This window comes from Microscilla marina ATCC 23134 (assembly GCF_000169175.1).
Classification (GTDB): Bacteria; Bacteroidota; Bacteroidia; order Cytophagales; family Microscillaceae; genus Microscilla; species Microscilla marina.
This window is the reverse complement of record NZ_AAWS01000065.1, coordinates 1-13,916: the sequence shown is the minus strand read 5'-3', so window position 1 is coordinate 13,916 and position 13,916 is coordinate 1. Positions and strand designations below refer to the sequence as shown.

Annotated in this window: 11 protein-coding genes; 5 read left to right on the top strand and 6 right to left on the bottom strand. The window is 41.4% G+C overall.

What is annotated here, in order from left to right:
- Positions 1-80: 80 nt before the first annotated feature.
- Positions 81-3,455: a SpoIIE family protein phosphatase gene (locus M23134_RS33445; protein ID WP_002704454.1), complete on the bottom strand. Its 3,375-nt coding sequence runs from the start codon at positions 3,453-3,455 to the stop codon at positions 81-83.
- Between the two features lie 278 nt (positions 3,456-3,733).
- Positions 3,734-5,398 carry a hypothetical protein gene (locus M23134_RS33440; protein ID WP_045114856.1) on the bottom strand — a complete coding sequence of 555 codons (1,665 nt, stop codon included), beginning with the start codon at positions 5,396-5,398 and terminating at the stop codon, positions 3,734-3,736.
- A gap of 97 nt (positions 5,399-5,495) precedes the next feature.
- On the opposite strand from M23134_RS33440, the gene M23134_RS33435 reads away from it, so the two are divergent.
- From M23134_RS33435 to M23134_RS33420, 4 genes are all read left to right on the top strand, one after another.
- Positions 5,496-5,720 (top strand): hypothetical protein, encoded by a 225-nt coding sequence (locus M23134_RS33435; protein WP_002704450.1) that lies wholly within the window; start codon positions 5,496-5,498, stop codon positions 5,718-5,720.
- A 24-nt stretch (positions 5,721-5,744) separates the two neighbouring features.
- On the top strand, positions 5,745-8,384 hold the full coding sequence (locus tag M23134_RS33430) for a TonB-dependent receptor domain-containing protein (protein ID WP_053337440.1): 2,640 nt from the start codon (positions 5,745-5,747) through the stop codon (positions 8,382-8,384).
- 319 nt (positions 8,385-8,703) lie between these two features.
- Positions 8,704-9,018: a four helix bundle protein gene (locus M23134_RS33425; protein ID WP_002704445.1), complete on the top strand. Its 315-nt coding sequence runs from the start codon at positions 8,704-8,706 to the stop codon at positions 9,016-9,018.
- Between the two features lie 90 nt (positions 9,019-9,108).
- Positions 9,109-10,440, top strand: a complete 1,332-nt coding sequence (locus M23134_RS33420) for a DUF4856 domain-containing protein (RefSeq protein ID WP_002704443.1) — start codon at positions 9,109-9,111, stop codon at positions 10,438-10,440.
- Positions 10,441-10,647: 207 nt separating this feature from the next.
- Here the strand turns inward: M23134_RS33420 and M23134_RS33415 are convergent, their stop codons facing one another.
- Positions 10,648-10,890, bottom strand: a complete 243-nt coding sequence (locus tag M23134_RS33415) for a hypothetical protein (protein ID WP_002704441.1) — start codon at positions 10,888-10,890, stop codon at positions 10,648-10,650.
- 723 nt (positions 10,891-11,613) lie between these two features.
- Positions 11,614-12,297, bottom strand: a complete 684-nt coding sequence (gene rsmI, locus M23134_RS33405; RefSeq protein ID WP_002704439.1) for a 16S rRNA (cytidine(1402)-2'-O)-methyltransferase — start codon at positions 12,295-12,297, stop codon at positions 11,614-11,616.
- A gap of 123 nt (positions 12,298-12,420) precedes the next feature.
- On the opposite strand from rsmI, the gene M23134_RS33400 reads away from it, so the two are divergent.
- Positions 12,421-12,624, top strand: coding sequence for a YwbE family protein (locus M23134_RS33400; protein ID WP_002704437.1), 204 nt, complete (start codon positions 12,421-12,423; stop codon positions 12,622-12,624).
- A 17-nt stretch (positions 12,625-12,641) separates the two neighbouring features.
- Here the strand turns inward: M23134_RS33400 and M23134_RS33395 are convergent, their stop codons facing one another.
- Together M23134_RS33395 and M23134_RS33390 are read right to left on the bottom strand one after the other, a co-directional pair.
- Entirely contained in the window at positions 12,642-13,025 is a 384-nt protein-coding gene (locus M23134_RS33395; protein ID WP_002704435.1) for a hypothetical protein, read from the bottom strand.
- Positions 13,026-13,029: 4 nt separating this feature from the next.
- On the bottom strand, positions 13,030-13,845 hold the full coding sequence (locus M23134_RS33390) for a GlxA family transcriptional regulator (protein ID WP_002704433.1): 816 nt from the start codon (positions 13,843-13,845) through the stop codon (positions 13,030-13,032).
- Positions 13,846-13,916: the final 71 nt, after the last annotated feature.

Sequence of the window (13,916 nt, the reverse complement as noted above, 5' to 3'; positions counted from 1 at the left end):
CATAAAGCATCCTTGTTTTTTGCGTCTTTAGTCCAACCTGGACAGGCTTTTAGGCATATGCCAAAATGCGTTGTGTTCATCTATACCCTGGCACCCAATACCAGAATGTCGTCGATTTGCTCAATATCTCCCATCCACTCTGTAAGGGCTTGATCCAACATCTCTCCTTGTTTGGCAAGCGGTTGAGACGATATTTCGTGCAATAATTGATGAAATTTTCGGGTCATAAACTTTTTACCCCTGGGGCCTCCAAACTGATCTTGGTAACCATCTGAAAATAAGTAGAAAGTAACTGGCACATCCAAGGCTACTTCGTGGTTGGTATACCCTGCATTGTCTTTGGTTGCATTGCCTCCAATCGAGCGTTTGTCCCCTTTAATAATGGTCATTTCACCATTTTTCACATATAACAAAGGGTTTTGTGCACCGGCAAACTGTAGCAACTTTTGGTCTTGATTGATGGTACATACAGTGATATCCATTCCATCACGCGATTTGGTTTCCTTTTGGTGAAACACCCTTTTGATGCCATCGTGCAGCCAGTCTAATATCAGGCTGGGCTTGTGTATGCCACGCATTTTTACAATTTCGTTGAGCAGTTCGTTGCCTACCATACTCACAAAAGCACCTGGCACCCCGTGTCCGGTACAGTCAGCGGCAATGATGATGGTGTCTGAAGAAGGTGTACCCAACGAAGCACGCTCTACCTCGGCAAACCAATAAAAGTCACCACTTACAATGTCGCGAGGGCGGTATAGAATAAAAGTTTCGGGCAACGAATGTGTAATTTCTTCCATAGGGGGCAACATGGCCGATTGAATACGACGCGCATAATTGATGCTGGCCACAATGTCGCGGTTTTTCTTTTCGATGACCCGGTTTTTTTCGCTGATACTTTCATTCAGTACTTCAAGCTCCTCTTTCTGAGTTTTAAGGCTTTCTGCCTGGATGGTAATTTCTTCTTTTTGCTGGCTCAACGCCTCATTTTTTTCCAGAACTTCGGCAGTTCTTAACTCTACAACTTTTTCCAGTTTACGTTTTTGCATTTGTAAACGCCTTACATTGAGCTTGACAATTCCCCAGACCAGCAATCCTCCAAGCAGCACCATTCCGGCATAAGCCCATACAGTACGGTTCCAGGGTGGGCGAATCTTAAACGAATAACTTGCGACCAGGCTTTCGGTGCCATAAATATTGCGTGCCTTTACATAAAAGGTATAAGTACCTTCTGGAATATTGGTATATTCTTTCTCGGTGTTGTTGGTCCAGGGGTGCCAATGCGACTCAAAACCCTTAAGGTAAAAACTGTATTCGAGTTGGTCATGGTCTTCGTAATAAGTAGCCGAAAACGAAAACCTCAAGTTATGATCATCATAGTGAAGACGGGGCAGTTTTTTGTGGGCTTGTTGTACAGTGACTGCCCCTTGCTTGTCGACAAAGGTTCCGCCAAACAATAGAGAATCTTTGTCGCTGATGCTTTCTACCTTGCGAATGATGCAAAAGTAAGGCTGGTCGTATTTTCGGTTTACATCATGGCTATAGTGCACAGCCCCTTCCGGAGCACTAAACAATACATTTTTGTGGTCTACCGGGTTGATGTGGCTCCCCAATACCATAAAGTTTTTTTTGAGTTTTTTGAAGGGCTTCTTTACTACCTGATAAGTGTTACTTTGAGCCTTTTTTTGCAAAAACATGACCTCCATTACGCTACTCTGGTCACTTGCCCACAACCATAGATTGCCCTGAGCATCAGTTTGGATATAGCTTATCCAACAATGATTCAATTCGCTAAAGTGAGGGTGTGGCACAAACTTATCGGAGGCTTCGTTGTACTGATAAATGCCTCGGTGAGTGGCTATGACTACTTCATTGTTTATTTTAAATACCCGGTTGCCGTGCATAGCTGGCAACCCTTGAATAGTGTCATAACGCTTGGTGTTGACAATACTGTCTAAACCAACATTGAGCACTACTTTTGAGAGCCTGCCGTTATCGTTACTTGCCAGCAAATGCCTTTCTTTGTATTCTGCTACATAAGGAATAGACTGATTCAAACCCTTGATTTCTAAAGCTTTCCATTCTTTGTTTTGCTCAAAAACAGTCATCAATCCCTTGCGGGTACTTACCAATACTTTGTCTTTTTGGTGTATAAAAGGCATAAACTTTCGGACAAAATGCCCTTGTTCCTGAGTGATTTCTCTGCCTTTTTTTTGCTGGGTGTTGTATGCCCAAATGCCGTTTTGGTGCCCAACCAACAGTGTATACTCATGGGCGTATAAATCCAGGATGTTGTTTAAGTGATTGATTTTACTTAGTTGAGGGCGCACCCTAAACTGGTGCTGGGCGCTCACCTCAGTCTCACCAAATAACCCCCCTTGCATAGTACCTACATACAGTTGATCATTTACATAGGCCGATGCCGACAAGTGAGAGTTTAAGCCTAGTATTTGGTTATAAAAAGTAAACCCACTGCTTGCCACTATATGGCTTAGCCCTTGGTTAGAAGCTACCCAAATGTTTTTATCTTTGTCTACAAAAGAGTGATACACACTAGAGTTGATCAAGCCATGCTCCTGGTCTATGTGCTGGTGAATTTTACCTTTTTTATCAATAATAAATAAGCCTTTTCTTAAGGTATTAATGATATAGTAATCTTTCTTGAAAGGTTTACAGTAGTATACCCGATAGCTACTTAAATACTCGTGTAATTCGTTTTTCCAAAGGGTGAGTTTTTTGCCATCGTACAAATACATACCACTGCGGCTCACAATCAACAGGTTTTGCGCATCATAGGGCAACATGGCGTATACCGTCTTTTTTGCAAAAAAATCTCCGGCAGGTATCAATGCAAGTTTATTACCTGACATTTTCATCAGACCAGTCCCTCGTTCTCTTACATAAAACTGTTGGTTGACATAAAACGATACATGAAAGGTATGTTGAGGGCTGGGCTGGTATACTGCTGCTTGGTCGGCAGACAAGATAAATATAGCAGTATGGGTGCGAAAAATGACTTGATGCTGAGGAGTAACATGGGTGCTCCATACCTGGGTAAAATGGCGGTGAGCTTTAGGAATCCGTTTCAGCAACGATTTAAAAACTGTTTTGCCCTGTTGGTTAGGGGTAAGGTAGCCAAACTCGCCTACTCCGCCTACATACACCCGGTTTTGGGTTTTGTCTATTGCCAGTGAGTACACTCGTGACTTATTGGGTAGTTTAATCAGGCGCCAATGGCTGCCATCATACTCCAGTACACCTGCGTTGTTGGCTACATATATCAACCCTCGGTTATCTTGGGTAATGGCGTGGTTAAAAACATCGGCGTTGTATTCATTGACCGAATAGTTATGAATAGCAGGGATGCCTTCTAGTTTGGCGTGTAGGGGGGAGTGCTGGGCAGTAAGTGTGAAGCACAAAAAGTGAGTAAATAGCAATAAATATATTTTCTGTATCATTATAAGTCAAAGGCTCGCTGTCATAAAATGGAAGATGTGGATAGTCAGTGACTGCCACAAAATCAATGCATAACTCTGTACTGTTCAAAAAAAAGTAATGTAACAAACATAGGTTACTATGCGTTATTGTCCATTCTGTTAGCAGCTTGTTTTATGTGCGTTCAAATATAAACAAAGATTATTGTCAGCCAAACTATTTGAGTGCCTGGCTGATGAAAACACGTATTTACCACCTATTCCAATCGCAAATTATTCCACTCTTCAAGCCATATCAGCCCCTATTTATATTCGTATACTTTCAGTTCGCTCCACATCCGGTTTACGTAAGGGTTATGGTAAAAAGCCTTGCCTTTTACTGGCTGGTGCAAGTCCTTATTTAAGTCAATCAGGCTATATACCTTGCCACCCTTCAGCTGGACTTTTGCCTGCTTGATCAATTGCACACTATTGGGCTTATCGGCATACACAAACTTAAGCTTCCAGTCATGTTGCCGTTTCAGGTAAAAAGCCACCAGTTCGGGCGCGTATAATATATTTTGTGGTTTATCTTGGCTCACCATATAGTTTTTTACCTGCGCAATGGCAGTAGGCTTGCGGTGTTGCCCAACCAACGTAAAAGTAATAAACATATACAATGGCAACATCAACACTGCCATTCCTGCGCTGAGGTCTCGGTTTTGCCCTATGCCAATAGCTATACGAGCTACTATAAAAGGAATAAAAGGCATTATATGGCGTGCTTTATATAATACATTCTGAAAAAAGAAAATCCATAGAAGGTAAGCAAAGATGCTGAGGTTAATAATTGACCTCAATACAATTCTTTCTCTTATTTCACTTGGCATTTTTTGATCTTTGGGAAAGTCAGTAGATTTTGCCCATAGTTTTTTATAATTACGAAACCCCAGATAAATCAATAGACTGAACGGAATGCCTAACCAATGCCTATCGAGCCAATAAGCCCCTAAACCGTCTGCCCAGGTATATTGAAAAATACGCACCACTCGCACCCAATAACCCGATTCAGTTTTGACTGTGCCTCCCCACTCGTTAAAATGTCCGTCTAAGTGTTTTTGAGCAATTTGCAGCAAGGCTTCCCATCCACCAGTATCTATGAGTAAAGGAATGAACCAAACCGCTACCCCTAGCCCACCAAAAAACAACAATTGAGGCAAACGTCGGAAAAAGTTTAAAACAAGTAATATGGCAGGCACCAACAGCAAAGGCAAGTAAGACAAGCGTACGCCAATCAGCAAACCCATGACCAAGTAAAAAGCCCATAGATAGTAGGGTTTATAAGCCGCATAACGCAGTTTGCGTTCTTCGTGACTATACGATTTTATTCGGTTTACCACCTCACCTAAACTCTCGTCGGTATTGGGGGTGTTTTTATCTGTTGGGGTATGATCGTGTTCGTTTTGCCCAGGCAGTGGTGCCTCAAAAGCAAGCCAGGCTTTCATAAACAAGTATACACAAGCCAGCAAAAAAGTTAACCCCATCAGGTCAGGCATATAACGATTGCTCATGAGCCAAAGAAAAGGATTGAGCAAAACCAATAAGACAATCCATATTTTAGATGCCTGTTTCATTGCTGGAAACAACAGTTGATAAATCTTGGTAATGAAGTAAATCACCCCAAACAAAGAAAGCCCCCCAGTGACAGTAAAAGAGAAAGCAAGTTTGCCCCCAGTGATGGCGTAAAATATTTTTACAATGAAACAATACACTGGATAAGCCGGAAAATGAGGCTGATAAGTGGCAAGGTTGTAATCTTTGATAGCCAGGGCAAACCGAAGGCTGTCTACATCTTCTATATAATATATTGCTGTAAATATGCGGGAAAACACGCAAATAGTAAGGGTACTCCACCAAAAAGTAGCGTTTTGAGTAGCTTTTGGGCTATTCCATGTCTTCGATAGGGCATTCAAAAGTTGAGGTTTCAATTTTACAGTTTTTATTTAGAATAAATCAAAATAGTTCTTGCAAATAAAATCAATATTCTCCTATTTTGCGCTTAATTAGACTGATTACAAATAAGTCATGCAAAAAATAATTATAAAAATAGGGAAACTTGCACTAGTCTTCACTATTGTGCTTGGTTCTTTGGCGGCTTGTGAAGATGACCCCATAGTAGAACCCACCAAAAAAAAAGATGATGACTGTCAAGGCAGTTATTGCCAAATAGACACCAATAATGGAAACAAGGAACAAGATAGGAAAGTAGCACTTTTAAATGTTCAGTCTACAAACCCTCAAACTTTTTAAATCACTCACTAAGAGAATAATCGAATGATGCAAGGTGACTGTCGTAAACTCGTGCTTGTTTTACTGTTTTTATGGTTGAATGCTTACTCCATTGCCTGGGCACAAGCACCTCCCCGGCACTTTATAAAAGGGGTAGTCAAAGCTGCCAAAGAAAGTGAACCGATTGTAGGAGCAACCGTGATTTTACTGGAAAAAGAGAAGATAATTGGGGTCACTTCTACCAATGCCCAAGGGTTGTTTTTGCTCCAAACCTCTCAAAAACAACCCTTGCAACTCAAAGTGAAATTTATAGGTTATAACGACTTCTCGGTTCAAATTACCCCTACGCTCTCTCCTCAAACCACGCTTGAAATATCCCTCAAAGAAAATAACTTGACCCTTTCGGCAGTAGAAATTATAGGCGATGCTCCCGGAAGTTATCGTAAACTGCCTGGTACTGCTACTCGCTTAAAAACCGAAGATATTCAAATGATTGCCCCAGTGGGTACCCAAGAAGCACTAGAGTATGTGCCGGGGGTAAACGGTGTAGGTGACGACGGCTTCGGTAACTCACGCTTAAGTATTGGTATCAGGGGGCTTAACCCACGTAGAAGTGCCCGTGTATTGGTGCTCGAAGACGGAGTGCCTATTCAACCTGCGGCTTATGTTTACCCTAATATGTACTACAACCCTCCAGTAGAGCGACTGGAAGAAATAGAGGTAATCAAAGGAAGCGGAAGTATTAAATATGGGCCACAAACAATGGGGGGAGTGATTAACTACATTACCCGACGCCCCCGTAAAGACTTTGGTGGCATGGTCATGCTCACGGGTGGTACCAATGGCTATGCCAGTGCTTTTGCCGAAATAGGTGGTTGGGGCAACAACAAAGTACACCCCGAACTGCAACTGTTGTATAAACGTGGCGATGGTTACCGTGAAAATAATACGTTTGAGCAAATAAACGCGACTCTAAAGACCAATATCATTGCCAAAGAAAATAAAAAACTGTACCTGAAGTACAACCTCAATATGGAAGACAATCAGGCTACTTACACTGGCTTGACAGAGTATTCTTTTCGCACCAACCCCAGGTTTAACCCTAAAAAGAATGATGAGTTCAAGGTTTTTCGTACTTCGTTGGATGCCATTTATGAGGTGCAAATTAATAAACACCTGGTAGCGGTAACTAAAGGGTATGCAAGTTACTTTGACCGTGACTGGTGGCGTGAAGACGATATGTTTATTCGTGCCACAAGCTTAGGCGCTTACCTTAATGGGCAAGAGGTAGAAGCCCAAAATTATACTTCTGCTACTGACTTGGTAAGGGTAGGCAATGGGCAAACCAATTTTGGCATTTTACGCACCTTTGCCACCGCAGGCATTGAGCAAAACTATAACTATGAATATCAGCTGTTTGGCAAAGGTGCCACCCTGAATATTGGGGGACGTTACCATTACGAACGGTTTATGGATAGTTTTAAAGTAGGTAGCAGTCCAACCGACCGCGAAGGAGCGCTTTACCAAACAGTGAGTGTAACCGACAGCACCACTGGTGCCACTACTCAGTTTCGCGAAGCCCTGCCACGTGCCCAAAGCCGTACTTTTACCACGACTGCTTTTTCGTTTTATGCACAACAAAATATTCAATTTACTGAGCGCTTTTCGATGCGTTTGGGGGCAAGGGTAGAAGCCTTTGAGCAAGAGGTGGTAGATAAGCTACAGGGAAGTAAATACAATGATAAGACTACTGTGGTAGTATTGCCTGGCGCTGGGTTTAATTTTGCCGCACTTACTGACTTTACTTTGTTTGGTGGTGTACACCGAGGCTTTACTCCTCCGCAAAGTGGGAGCTTCTCGTTGCCTTTTGTAGACAATGGCAGCCAAAATACGGGTAGCACGCTTGACTTGGCTGCCGAAAAAAGTTGGAATTATGAGCTAGGATTTAGGGTAAACAAATCCTGGGGTAATTTTGAGGTAGCGGGTTTTCTGCTGGACATAGAAGACATGGTAGCCGCAGCCCGCAGCGCTGTATTTTTAAACTTGGGCAAGGTGCGCAGTACCGGATTGGAAGCTGGCGGAAGCATTAAATTATCTCGTCTAAGCGCTTTGTTGCCAGATATTAACTTTGCTTATACTTACCTCCAGTCAAAGGTGGTCAATGCCCTGACGCCTTCTCACTTGAATAGTCGTTATGATGCTTATCGCGCTGATGCCTCTGGCACCTTGGTAGCAGTGCAAGACACTATAGACATTAGTGGCAATGATATGCCTTATGCTCCAAATCATACTTTAAATATTGGGTTGGCTAAATCATTTGCTTTTGGGCTCTCGCTTCGGGCTGATTTTAAATTTGTAAGCCAATCTTTCAGCGATTTTGAAAACCTTACTGAAGGCTTTGTCCAAAATGCTACTTATTTGGATGCCAACGGCAACGAACGTAAATACTTGGGTTTTAGGGGAGATGCAGGACCCATTCCGGCTTATTACCTTATCAATCTAAGCGCTTCTTATTCTTTCAACAAAAAGTGGCGGGTATTTGCCACGGTCAAAAATCTTTTAGATAATATATACATTAGTTCAAGGTTGCATTCTCATCCTTCACGACCCGAACCCACCGCAAGTTCTGGCATTTTGGTAGGCGCTCGTCGCCAGATTAATGCAGGGGTAAGCTGGAGTTTTTAAGTAGGTTCTAGTGCATTGGGTACTAAGTTACTCACATATTCTTTGGTGACTTTTGCCCCCTGACTTCCTCGTAAAAAAGTTAGATAGCTATGGCTATCCGCCATTTTCACGACTCGTCAGAAAACAAAATTCATCCAAATTAATAGGCAACTTATTTAATCCCCAATGCACTAGGAGCTGGGTTTTTAGTTTTAAGTAACAAGCCATAAGCTTCAAGCGACAAGGCTGAGTTTAAGTAGTAAATAAAAATATAACAACTTTAATATCAACACTTGAGCTTATGAGAGATTTTAAAAAACTGGTGGTTTGGTAAAAAAGCATGGACTTTACAGTCAAGGTCTATTTATTAATGCAGCATTTGCCAGTAGATGAAAGGTTTGCTTTAAAAAGTCAAATACAAAGAGCAGCTGTATCTATTCCTTCTAATGTGGCTGAAGGCTGTAGTCGCAGTAGTCAATTGGAGCTTAAGCGGTTTTTGGAAATCGCTTTGGGATCGAGTTATGAAATAGAAACACAGTTACTACTTGTAGAGAGGTTAAAAATGTTGTCAGAGCCAATAGCTCTACTTGATGATATTGTTGAAATACAAAAAATGTTGGTTGGATTAATTAAATCTATTAAAAGTAAATTATAAAACGATTATTTAAGGCAAGACTAAACGAATAGCCAAGCAAAAAACTTGTAGCTTATCGCTTATACCTTGTCGCTATAAATATTGTGAGTTATGAAAGGTTTATCTATACAAAAAATAAAAATACAATTTGCCTTATTGTTGGCAGCTGGTATAGGGTTGAATGCTTGTAAAGCAAAAAACGAAGAAGTAACCCCTGGTAATTCTACCAATACCCTAGAGGTGCCTTCTACCTATAGTTTTGAAAGTCGCTTTGAAAGTGGCATCAGTAGCGTAGACTATACGGGGCAGGTAGTACGCAACTTGTTGGTGCAAGACATCAAACATTTGATTGACGATGCAGCCACGGCAGCGACTCCTCCGGTGAATCTGAAATCTCAAGTATTGCAGTTATACAATCACTTAGATACTGATAACTTGGAAACAGTTACCAAAAACAAGCACAATGCTAGTTTTACTGAGACTTTTTATGCCAAGATAGCTACTGGCAAAAACATTCCGGGTAAAATATCAGATGCTACAGTAATTGGTTATAACCAAACAGCAGATGCTTTGGTCAAGGGATGGTTGGATAAAATAGATGCCAATGTACAAGCAGGTAAAACAGGCAAAGACATTTACATTGATGCTACTACCAAGGTAGATTACAATCAGTTGATCAACAAGGTGTTGTTAGGCGCATTGACTTACTCGCAAGGGGCAGGGTATTATCTCAATCGGGTAGGAGAAGAAAACAATACAGAGCCTCGCCAAAGAGAGGGTAAATCTGCTGACCCTTTTACGGTGATGGAACACGTTTTTGACGAAGGTTTTGGCTATTTTGGAGCTGCTCGCGATTATGCTGCTTATAGTGACGATGCGTTGGCAGCTAAAAACGGCTTGACTTTTTACAAAGATGCCAATGGTGATAGTAAAGTTGATTTTCACTCGGAGTATAACTTTGGTTTTTCGCGCAATGCGGGAAAACGTGACCGTGGTGGAGCAAAAAATACCAACTTTACTAAAGAAGCCTTTGATGCTTTTTTGGCAGGACGTACTGCTATCTACAACAAAGCCGATTTTGCTACGGTAATAGAGCCAGAAATAAAAAAAGCTGCCCAAACCTGGGAAAAAGTAATTGCCGCTACTATTATTCACTACATCAACGAAACATTGAACGATATGACGGCGGTGGGTACCACCAACGAAAACATTCCTAACCTGGCAAAACACTGGTCAGAAATGAAGGGGTTTTTGGTAGCCCTACAATATGGTAGTGCCAAGTATAAACTAATGACGGACACTATTTTGCAAGACCTGCAAACCAAGGTAGGAACGGCTCCGGTAGTGGCGAATGATGCCACTTACAAAACCAAGTTAGAAGAAGTACGTACCTCGTTGAAAAATACTTATAGCTTTGACGATAGTAGCGTGATTACCTGGTAAACAGCCTGGGTCCTGAGTCTACACTTACTGATAGTTTATTTATCCCTTGCAAAATCTTGATGGTTTTGCAAGGGATTTTTTTTTGATGATTTCAACAAATTCAGTGGCTTATTTGATGAGCTTTCTGAAGTAGATAACAACCCATTCGTAATTGACCAATTCGTAATTGTTTAAGTGAACCTATAGAACACTTGAAACTACAGGACTTTATTTATTTTCCAGTTCACCCAGCAAACCTACGTTGTTAAGCAAATATTGCATTTGTTGAATGCTTGCCTGTAGGTGAGTTTTTACCTGTGTATATTCTTGGTTTTCGAACAACTCTAAAGAGGTGTCCACGTCAAACGTTAATGCCTCAAAATTGGCACGAAGGCTTTGGGCAAATATGTTTACAATTGACTCAGGGATGGCAATGTTTTGTACCTCTGTATTTAATTCAGTAAATTGCATTTGTTATAAGTTTTATTTGTAACAAAAGCCCTTGAGGTATGTCTTCGAAAACTGAACCTCTTGGGCTTACTTTCACCGTGAAAGTATGAACAAATATAGTAAAAACACCTGCCTTTTGCAAGAGAAAATACAGTTAAATCATTGCTAATCAATGTATTAACAATAAGCCTTCAAAGTAGAGGAATGCTTTTTAAGGTTGAATTGTCTTGCCTCTCCTCATCCGTAGTTGACATGTTTTTAATTCAGTCTGTATACGATGATTTTTAGCTTCGCTTCGCGCCCATTCGTAATTAGCCAAAGGCAGAGCTCCCTACGGTCGGTTCATAATTAAAAAATTCGTAATTAACCCATTTGTAATTAAAATAGTTCCGAGTGTTGGCGTGCTTTGGTCTCGCTTCACTAAGACCAAAGCTGGGGAATGTTTTTTAAGGTTGAATTGTCTTGGCTTGCCCCTGCCAATAAACGACTTCCTGTGAAGGTGTTACCAAAGGGTGACCTGAACAATGCCGATCGGAAACACCATCAACAACTTGTGTATGATGTTCCGAGTGTTGGCGTGCTTTGGTCTCGTTTTACTAAGACCAAAGTAGGGGAATGTTTTTTAAGGTTGAATTGTCTTGGCTTGCTCCTCCTCATTCGTGATTGACCTGTTCGTAATTGAAAAATTCGTAATTAGCTTACGCAGAGCTCCCTGCGGTCGGTTCGTAATTGATTCATTCGTAATTAACTCCCTGCCACTACTACTACTATTTCGCCTTTTACTTTTTTAGCTTCAAAATGCTGAGCTACTTCTTCCAGAGTACCATTTACAGTTTCTTCGTAGATTTTAGTGAGTTCACGCGATACAGATGCCTGGCGGTCTTTACCCAAAACTTCGGCCAATTGATGGAGCATTTTTACCAGTCGGTGGGGCGACTCATAAAATACCATAGTGCGGGTTTCGGCGGCAAGTTGTTGCAAACGGGTTTGTCGGCCTTTTTTATGGGGCAAAAAACCTTCAAAAATAAAACGGTCGTTGGGTAAGCCCGATTTGACCAAAGCAGGCACAAAGGCTGTAGCTCCTGGCAAACACTCTATTTGTATCTCATGCTTAAGACATTCACGCACCAGCAAAAAACCAGGATCAGAGATGGCAGGTGTACCAGCGTCTGAAATCAACGCCATTTTTTCGCCTTTTTGCATTCGCTCTACCAGTTGTTGTAGTACTTTGTGCTCGTTATGAATATGGTAACTTTGCAAAGGCTTGCCAATGTCAAGGTGTCGAAGCAATACCCCTGAAGTGCGGGTGTCTTCTGCCAAAATTACATCTACCGATTGTAGTATTTTAATGGCACGCAAAGTGATATCATCGAGGTTGCCAATGGGGGTAGGCACTAAATATAAAACCGTTTCTTGGGTTGTATCCATTGTTATAACAAGTCAAATCTTTAAGTTTGCAAAGTTATAGCTAAAAAATAATTCGCACTACTTTGCAGCAAATTCTCGCCAAAAGGCAGATGTTTTCCAACAAAAAAAGCAAATATTTAAGTTATGGATGGTAAAAACCGAAAAGATATACGCCCTGGGCAACTGGTAGAAATAGTAATGAAAGCCGATCAGCGAACAGGAGCCCTGACCAAAGGGGTAGTACAACGACTATTGACCAAGTCGCCCACTCACCCACACGGCATCAAGGTACAACTGGAAACTGGCGAAGTAGGACGAGTAAAAAATATATTGCCAGAAGAGGAGTAAAATCACTGTTTAGGTAATTATTCCCAACGCTCATCATTAGAGTCTTCTTCAAAATTGTCTACTCCCTCAAAACCCAACGATTTCAATTGTTCAAAATAAGGAGTAAAATCAATATCTTTGGTTGTTTGGAGTGCCCAGATAAACCGTGCTGCCCACTGTAACCAACGAGGTGGAGGCGGGTATTTTCTCATATAGGCAATGCGGGCTTCTTGATCAAAGTTTTGTTGATCAAGCCATTCACCTAATATCATTATATGAGATTCGCCCCCTCCCATGCGCCATTCCATACTATAAGGGTGTCCATTGGGCGAATATACCCAAGGAGGCGGCACATCACCATATTCTGTTGTTAACTGCTGAACGGCTTTTATATACCATTCCTGGTTGCTGTATGTTCCCATTTCTCTATCTTATTGGTGCAAATTTCTTTTGGTATTCATTGGGTAAAGTACCTGTCACTTTATAAAACAGGTTCCTAAAAGAAGCCACATCTACATAACCCAACCTATAAGCAAGCTCTTGTACTGTAATGTTTTTGTGCTCTAGCTGTTCTTTAGCTTTTTCTATGATGATGCGTTGCTGATATGAGCGCAATGATTCTCCAGTGGCATTTTTAAACCTCCGGTTAAGGCTACGCCGACTAATATGATGCCTTTCGGCTAATGTATCAAAATTGAGTGATTCGCCCTGGTATTGTTCCATATACTCCTGCACCTTTAGTACTAGTTCATCTTGATGGCTTTTTTGGTTACTAAAGATATAATAAGGCTTTTGTGAAGTGCGTGGATAATCTATTTGTAGTTTTTTGGCTATGCTCAACACCTTATGACGGTCGTAATATTTAAGCAACCAATAGATCAAGGCATTGAGCGACGACAACGCACCACCACTTGTAATCACCCTGTCTTTTTCGGTAATAATTGCCCCTTTTTGCCAATTTACCTCCGAAAACCTTTGCCTAAGATCACTCATTACCGAAAAATGCGAAGCGGCTTCTTTACCGTTGAGCAAACCAGTAGCAGCCAATATATAAGCCCCTGTACACAAAGATACTACTTCGGCTCCCTGAGCATACTGTTGCCTAATCCATTCAAACAATGGAGGATTTTCTTGTAACACCGCATCTACAGGCTCATTGGTATCAATAGGTGATACAATCACCAAATCAGCTGCTGTCACCTCGGCAATAGTGGTATCTGCCTTTACTGTAAACGGTGACATCTCAAAATTGCGTTTATTTTGGGAGACACCAATTGATAATCAAGGGACAGCCCAGGCTTTGGGCAATGTTT

Coding starts and splice junctions, on each gene's coding strand:
- rsmI (WP_002704439.1), bottom strand. CDS start 12,297: ATGGATACAACCCAAGAAACGGTTTTATATTTAGTGCCTACCCCCATT.
- M23134_RS33430 (WP_053337440.1), top strand. CDS start 5,745: ATGATGCAAGGTGACTGTCGTAAACTCGTGCTTGTTTTACTGTTTTTA.
- M23134_RS33390 (WP_002704433.1), bottom strand. CDS start 13,845: ATGTCACCGTTTACAGTAAAGGCAGATACCACTATTGCCGAGGTGACA.
- M23134_RS33415 (WP_002704441.1), bottom strand. CDS start 10,890: ATGCAATTTACTGAATTAAATACAGAGGTACAAAACATTGCCATCCCT.
- M23134_RS33435 (WP_002704450.1), top strand. CDS start 5,496: ATGCAAAAAATAATTATAAAAATAGGGAAACTTGCACTAGTCTTCACT.
- M23134_RS33445 (WP_002704454.1), bottom strand. CDS start 3,455: ATGATACAGAAAATATATTTATTGCTATTTACTCACTTTTTGTGCTTC.
- M23134_RS33420 (WP_002704443.1), top strand. CDS start 9,109: ATGAAAGGTTTATCTATACAAAAAATAAAAATACAATTTGCCTTATTG.
- M23134_RS33425 (WP_002704445.1), top strand. CDS start 8,704: ATGGACTTTACAGTCAAGGTCTATTTATTAATGCAGCATTTGCCAGTA.
- M23134_RS33400 (WP_002704437.1), top strand. CDS start 12,421: ATGGATGGTAAAAACCGAAAAGATATACGCCCTGGGCAACTGGTAGAA.
- M23134_RS33395 (WP_002704435.1), bottom strand. CDS start 13,025: ATGGGAACATACAGCAACCAGGAATGGTATATAAAAGCCGTTCAGCAG.